7 protein-coding genes are annotated in these 4,625 nt (G+C 58.1%); 4 read left to right on the top strand and 3 right to left on the bottom strand.

Annotated elements, in window-relative coordinates; all coding sequences use genetic code 11:
- The 4 genes from RTK32_RS19200 to hpxZ form a co-directional block, all read left to right on the top strand.
- Positions 1-307, top strand: a 307-nt coding sequence (locus tag RTK32_RS19200; protein WP_312046796.1) for a gamma-glutamyltransferase, incomplete at its 5' end; no start/stop codon positions are given.
- Positions 308-316: 9 nt separating this feature from the next.
- Entirely contained in the window at positions 317-505 is a 189-nt protein-coding gene (gene hpxX / locus RTK32_RS19195; RefSeq protein ID WP_312046794.1) for an oxalurate catabolism protein HpxX, read from the top strand.
- On the top strand, positions 502-1,902 hold the full coding sequence (locus tag RTK32_RS19190) for an AtzE family amidohydrolase (protein ID WP_312046792.1): 1,401 nt from the start codon (positions 502-504) through the stop codon (positions 1,900-1,902). The genes hpxX and RTK32_RS19190 overlap by 4 nt, the downstream gene beginning before the upstream one ends.
- Positions 1,899-2,279 carry an oxalurate catabolism protein HpxZ gene (gene hpxZ / locus RTK32_RS19185; RefSeq protein ID WP_312046790.1) on the top strand — a complete coding sequence of 127 codons (381 nt, stop codon included), beginning with the start codon at positions 1,899-1,901 and terminating at the stop codon, positions 2,277-2,279. The genes RTK32_RS19190 and hpxZ overlap by 4 nt, the downstream gene beginning before the upstream one ends.
- A gap of 223 nt (positions 2,280-2,502) precedes the next feature.
- On the opposite strand, the gene puuE is transcribed toward hpxZ, so the two are convergent.
- The 3 genes from puuE to RTK32_RS19170 form a co-directional block, all read right to left on the bottom strand.
- Positions 2,503-3,462: an allantoinase PuuE gene (gene puuE / locus RTK32_RS19180; protein ID WP_312046788.1), complete on the bottom strand. Its 960-nt coding sequence runs from the start codon at positions 3,460-3,462 to the stop codon at positions 2,503-2,505.
- Between the two features lie 30 nt (positions 3,463-3,492).
- Entirely contained in the window at positions 3,493-4,233 is a 741-nt protein-coding gene (hpxA, locus tag RTK32_RS19175; protein ID WP_312046786.1) for an allantoin racemase, read from the bottom strand.
- Positions 4,223-4,625: FCD domain-containing protein (locus RTK32_RS19170; protein WP_312046784.1), on the bottom strand; the 403-nt coding region annotated here is incomplete at its 5' end. The genes RTK32_RS19170 and hpxA, both read right to left, overlap by 11 nt.

Here is a 4,625-nt window from a genome sequence, read left to right as displayed (position 1 = left end):
CCAGCCGCAGACCCAGGCGGCTATTTTTACCCGCCACGTCGTCCAGGGAATGTCGCTACAGCAATGCGTCAGCGCGCCGCGCTGGCTGCTGGGCCGTACCTGGGGCCAGGCTTCCGATTCACTGAAGCTGGAAGGCCGTTTTTCTGCCGCTACCTTTACCCGATTGCGCGAGCTGGGGCATGAAGTCGAAGCGCTTGAGGATTTCAGCGAGGCGGTCGGTCATGCGGGCGCGATTGTCCGCCACACCAACGGCATGCTGGAAGGCGCCAGCGATCCTCGCAGTAACGGCAGCGCTGCCGGTTTTTAACAGGAGAAGATGATGAATACCGAGATCGACTGGGCGCTTTACCTCGCTCAAATGGAGCAGGTGCTGGGCGTGCCGATGGACGAAAGCCGCCGCGCCGAGCTGCTGGTGCAGTTTTCACGTATTGCCGGGATGGCCGCGCCGCTCATGGCATTCCCGCTGGATGAACGTCAGGAAATCGCAGGAGTGTATAAAGCATGATGCTTAGCTCATTTTCCATTACAGAACTGAAAAGCGCGCTGGTAAAAGGCGAACTCAGCGCCAGGGAGATTGCGCAGCAGACGCTGGCCGGGATCGAACAGGGCGATCCAAAGATCCATGCCTGGACGTGCGTAACAAAAGATCGAATGCTGAAAGAGGCCGATCTTCTCGATCGCTGGCGCAAAGAAGATCGTCCCCTGCCCGCGCTGGCAGCGATTCCCTGTGCGGCCAAAAATCTTTTTGACGTGGCGGGCCACACCACATTGGCGGGCGCAAGTCTGTTCAGCGATCGTCCGGTGGCCAGGAGAGACGGCTGGGCAGTGAACAAGCTCAGCGAGGCGGGCGTGCTGCTGACCGGCATGGTGAATATGGATGCCTATGCCTATGGTTTTACTACGGAAAACAGCCATTACGGCGCCACGCGTAACCCACACGACGGTCAACGCATTGCCGGAGGATCTTCCGGCGGCTCGGCGGCGGCCGTTGCCGCCGGGCTGGTGCACTTTTCGCTCGGCACGGATACCAACGGCTCGATTCGCGTACCGGCTTCGCTATGCGGTATTTTTGGCCTGAAACCGACGTTTGGCCGCCTGTCGCGCAGCGGCAGCCAGCCCTTTGTCCCCAGTCTGGATCATATCGGCCCTTTCGCCCGCAGTACCGCAGATCTGGCGCTGGTTTACGATGCGTTGCAGGGCCGCGATCCGCAGGATGGCTTTCAGGCAGAAAAAGCGATCCAGCCAGTTCATCATCTGCTGGAGCGCGGCGCTCAGGGCCTGCGGTGCGCCGTGCTGGGCGGTTATTTTCAGACCTGGTGCGATGATGATGCCCGCACAGCCGTCAATCGGGCAGCAAAAGCGCTTAATGTCCATGATGAGGTGCTGATGCAGGAAGCGGAACTGGCCCGCACCGCTGCATTTATTCTTACCGCCGCCGAAGGCGGCAACGCTTATCTGCCTGCCCTGCGCACGCAGCCGGAACGTTTTGAGCCGCTGTCGCGCGAGCGTCTGCTGGCCGGCGCGATGACGCCTTCCGCCTGGTACGTACAGGCGCAGCGCTTTCGCCACTATTTTCGTGAACAGGTGCTGCCGCTGTTTGAACAGTTTGACGTACTGATTGCACCCGCCACGCCTACCAGCGCCACACTTATCGGGCAGGAAACCCTGCGTATTAACGGCAGTGATTTACCCGTGCGCGCCAGCATGGGCATGCTAACGCAGCCCATCTCCTTTTTAGGTCTGCCCGTCACAACCGTCCCGCTGCAAACGCCGGGCGGGATGCCAATCGGCCTACAGCTTATCGCCGCGCCGTTTAAAGAAGAAGCCTGCCTGCGTGCCGCATGGACGCTGGAGAAAATGGGTATTGCTAAAGCGCCTGTTGCGAGAGGATTGACAGCATGACGGACAAGATCAACCGCCCATCGGTACTGGCAGAAGTGACCGACGCTTTTTATCGCTATGAGCAGGCGCTGACCGGCAACCATATCGACGTGCTCGACGAGCTGTTCTGGCACGACGAGCGCACCGTGCGGCTGGGTGCCGGAGAAAACTTATATGGAATTGAGGCTATCCGCGCTTTCCGCGCCGCGCGCCCTTCACAGGGTCTGGCACGTCAGCTGCATAATACGGTAATCACTACGTTTGGCGATAATTATGCGGTATGCAGCACGGAGTTTACCCGGGAGGGAACGGATAAAATTGGTCGTCAGCAGCAGACATGGGTGAAACTGCCGCAAGGCTGGCGAATTGTTGCGGCGCAGGTCAGCCTGATGAGTTAAGGAAAGCACCCGGCGCGACTAACCCAGAAGCTGGCTCGTAAATTAATGCAACGCTATGGAATATTGATGCTGCGTTTTTATAGCGGACGCCTGATTTCCTGAGAGTAAAGAGTCCAGGTATCAATACAACGGGAAAACATTATTACACCGCTGCCTGAAAGGTTATTACCGCCATAAAAAAGGCCCGCTTACGCAGGCCATTTTAATCCGGTGCACAACATTTTCACGCTTCCGGTGCCGGATGCGTTTTTATCCAGTGGTCGGCAATCTGCTGGCGCGTGCAGACCCAGACCTTATCATGCTGCTGAACATAATCCAGAAAACGCTGAAGTGCCCGGAAACGGCCAGGCCTGCCCAGCAGACGGCAGTGCATGCCAACAGAAAGCATTTTTGGCGCGGTTTCGCCCTCTTCATACAGAACATCGAAGCTGTCTTTCAGATAGGTATAGAACTGCTCCGCCGTATTAAACCCCTGCGGCGTGGCGAAACGCATGTCGTTAGTTTCCAGCGTGTAAGGAACGATCAGGTGGGGTTTAACCGTCCCATCCTGACAAGTTACTTTTGTCCAGAACGGCAGATCGTCACCGTAGTAGTCGCTGTCATAGGCAAAACCGCCCTGCTCCACCACCAGCCTGCGCGTATTTGGGCTGTCGCGTCCCGTATACCAGCCGGTTGGCGCTTTACCGAAAAGATCGGTCAGCGTATCTACCGCCTGCTGCATATGCTGCCGTTCGGTTTTTGCGTCCATCCCCTGATAGTGGATCCAACGCCAGCCGTGGCTGACCACGTCGTAATTGGCACTTTTTATCGCCTCGACGATTTCCGGATGACGAGCCAGCGCCATCGCCACGCCGAAGACACTTAGCGGCAGGCCGCGCTTTTGAAACTCGTTATGGATGCGCCAGAACCCGGCACGAGGGCCGTATTCGTATAGCGACTCCATCGACATATGACGCTCGGGATAGCTGGCTGCACCGATAATATCCGATAAAAACTGCTCGGATCCGGTGTCGCCATGCAGCACGCTATTTTCCGCGCCCTCTTCATAATTCAGAACAAACTGCACGGCAATACGTGCATCGTCCGGCCAGGCCGCATGGGGCGGCTTACCGGCATAGCCGATCAGATCGCGGGGATAGTTTTTATTGAAGCTGTACTCTTTCTTTTCATCAGCATCGGTCATGATCGTAGTCCTGTTCCAGAGCAAGATAACTTAGTTTAGGCGCTTAAACTGACCCGACAGGTTTTTTCGCAGCGGACAGGCCAGATCGCCGTGTTTGCTGGTGGATAGCCCCAGCGCCACCAGCGACTCGACCATTTTTACCGCCGCGCCTACCCCGTCAATCACCGGCATGCCCAATTCCTGCGTCAGTTCACGTGCCAGCCGGGCCATGCCGCCGCAGCCCAGCACGATGGCACCGCTGCCGTCCTCTTTTTTTGCCCTGAGGCAGCGCTCACGCACTTTTTCCTGCGCCAGTCCCGTGCCATCCTCCAGCGCCAGAACCGGCAGATCGATAGCGTGTAGCGCGGCACAATGCTGCTCGAAACCATACTGCTGCAGAAGATGACGCGCGATAATGAGGGTGCGCGGCAGCGTCGTAACAATAGAAAAGCGCGTGGCGACCATGGTGGCCATGTGCATGGCGGCTTCGGCAATACCGATTACCGGCCCCGTGGCCAGTTCGCGCGCGGCCAGCAGCCCCGGTTCGCCAAAGCAGGCGATAACGTGGCCACAGGCTCCCTGTTCACGCCCGGCTTTTATTTGCTCTAACACGCCGATGGCGGCAATGGCCTCGTCAAAATGCCCTTCGATCGAGGGAACACCTTCAGACGGACAAACCGCCAGAATCTCCGTGGACGACGACGCTACGGCACGTGCCGCTTCGCCAATCGTTTCGGTCATCGCCAGACTGGTATTGGGATTGATTACCTGAATCAGCTGCTTAACGGTCATTTGTGCCTCCAAAACCAGCAAAAAGGCTGGCAAAATCCGGCAGCGTTTCGCCACCGCGCTCGAAATGCAGGCTCGCCACTATATGCGCAAAATGTTGCTGCATGGCTTCAGTGAGCGGGACCAGCGCGTTTTGCCTGAGCAGGCTAATCAGCCTGTCGTGATCGTCACAGCGGCAACCCTGCTGCCAAGGCGTGCCCCAGGCCGCAATCACCAGCGACGAGCGCTGGGCCAGCCGGGTCACGATCCCGGTCAACACCTGGTTGCCGGCAATAGCCTGAAGTTGAATATGAAACTCGGCGGAAAGGCGAATGGCCGCCGGGCCGTTGCGCTCGTCGTGCGCCTGCTGCTCCTGACGATTCAGCTTTTCCAACGCAGCCAGATGCCTCGGCTGG

It is taken from the genome of Erwinia sp. (assembly GCF_031978025.1).
GTDB lineage: Bacteria > Pseudomonadota > Gammaproteobacteria > Enterobacterales > Enterobacteriaceae > Erwinia.
The sequence above is the reverse complement of the archived record's forward strand: the minus strand, read 5'-3'. Positions and strand labels throughout refer to the sequence as shown.

Bases quoted from the DNA above. Each gene is read 5' to 3' on its own strand.
- RTK32_RS19190 (WP_312046792.1), top strand. From the start codon at position 502: ATGATGCTTAGCTCATTTTCCATTACAGAACTGAAAAGCGCGCTGGTA.
- hpxZ (WP_312046790.1), top strand. From the start codon at position 1,899: ATGACGGACAAGATCAACCGCCCATCGGTACTGGCAGAAGTGACCGAC.
- hpxX (WP_312046794.1), top strand. From the start codon at position 317: ATGATGAATACCGAGATCGACTGGGCGCTTTACCTCGCTCAAATGGAG.
- puuE (WP_312046788.1), bottom strand. From the start codon at position 3,462: ATGACCGATGCTGATGAAAAGAAAGAGTACAGCTTCAATAAAAACTAT.
- hpxA (WP_312046786.1), bottom strand. From the start codon at position 4,233: ATGACCGTTAAGCAGCTGATTCAGGTAATCAATCCCAATACCAGTCTG.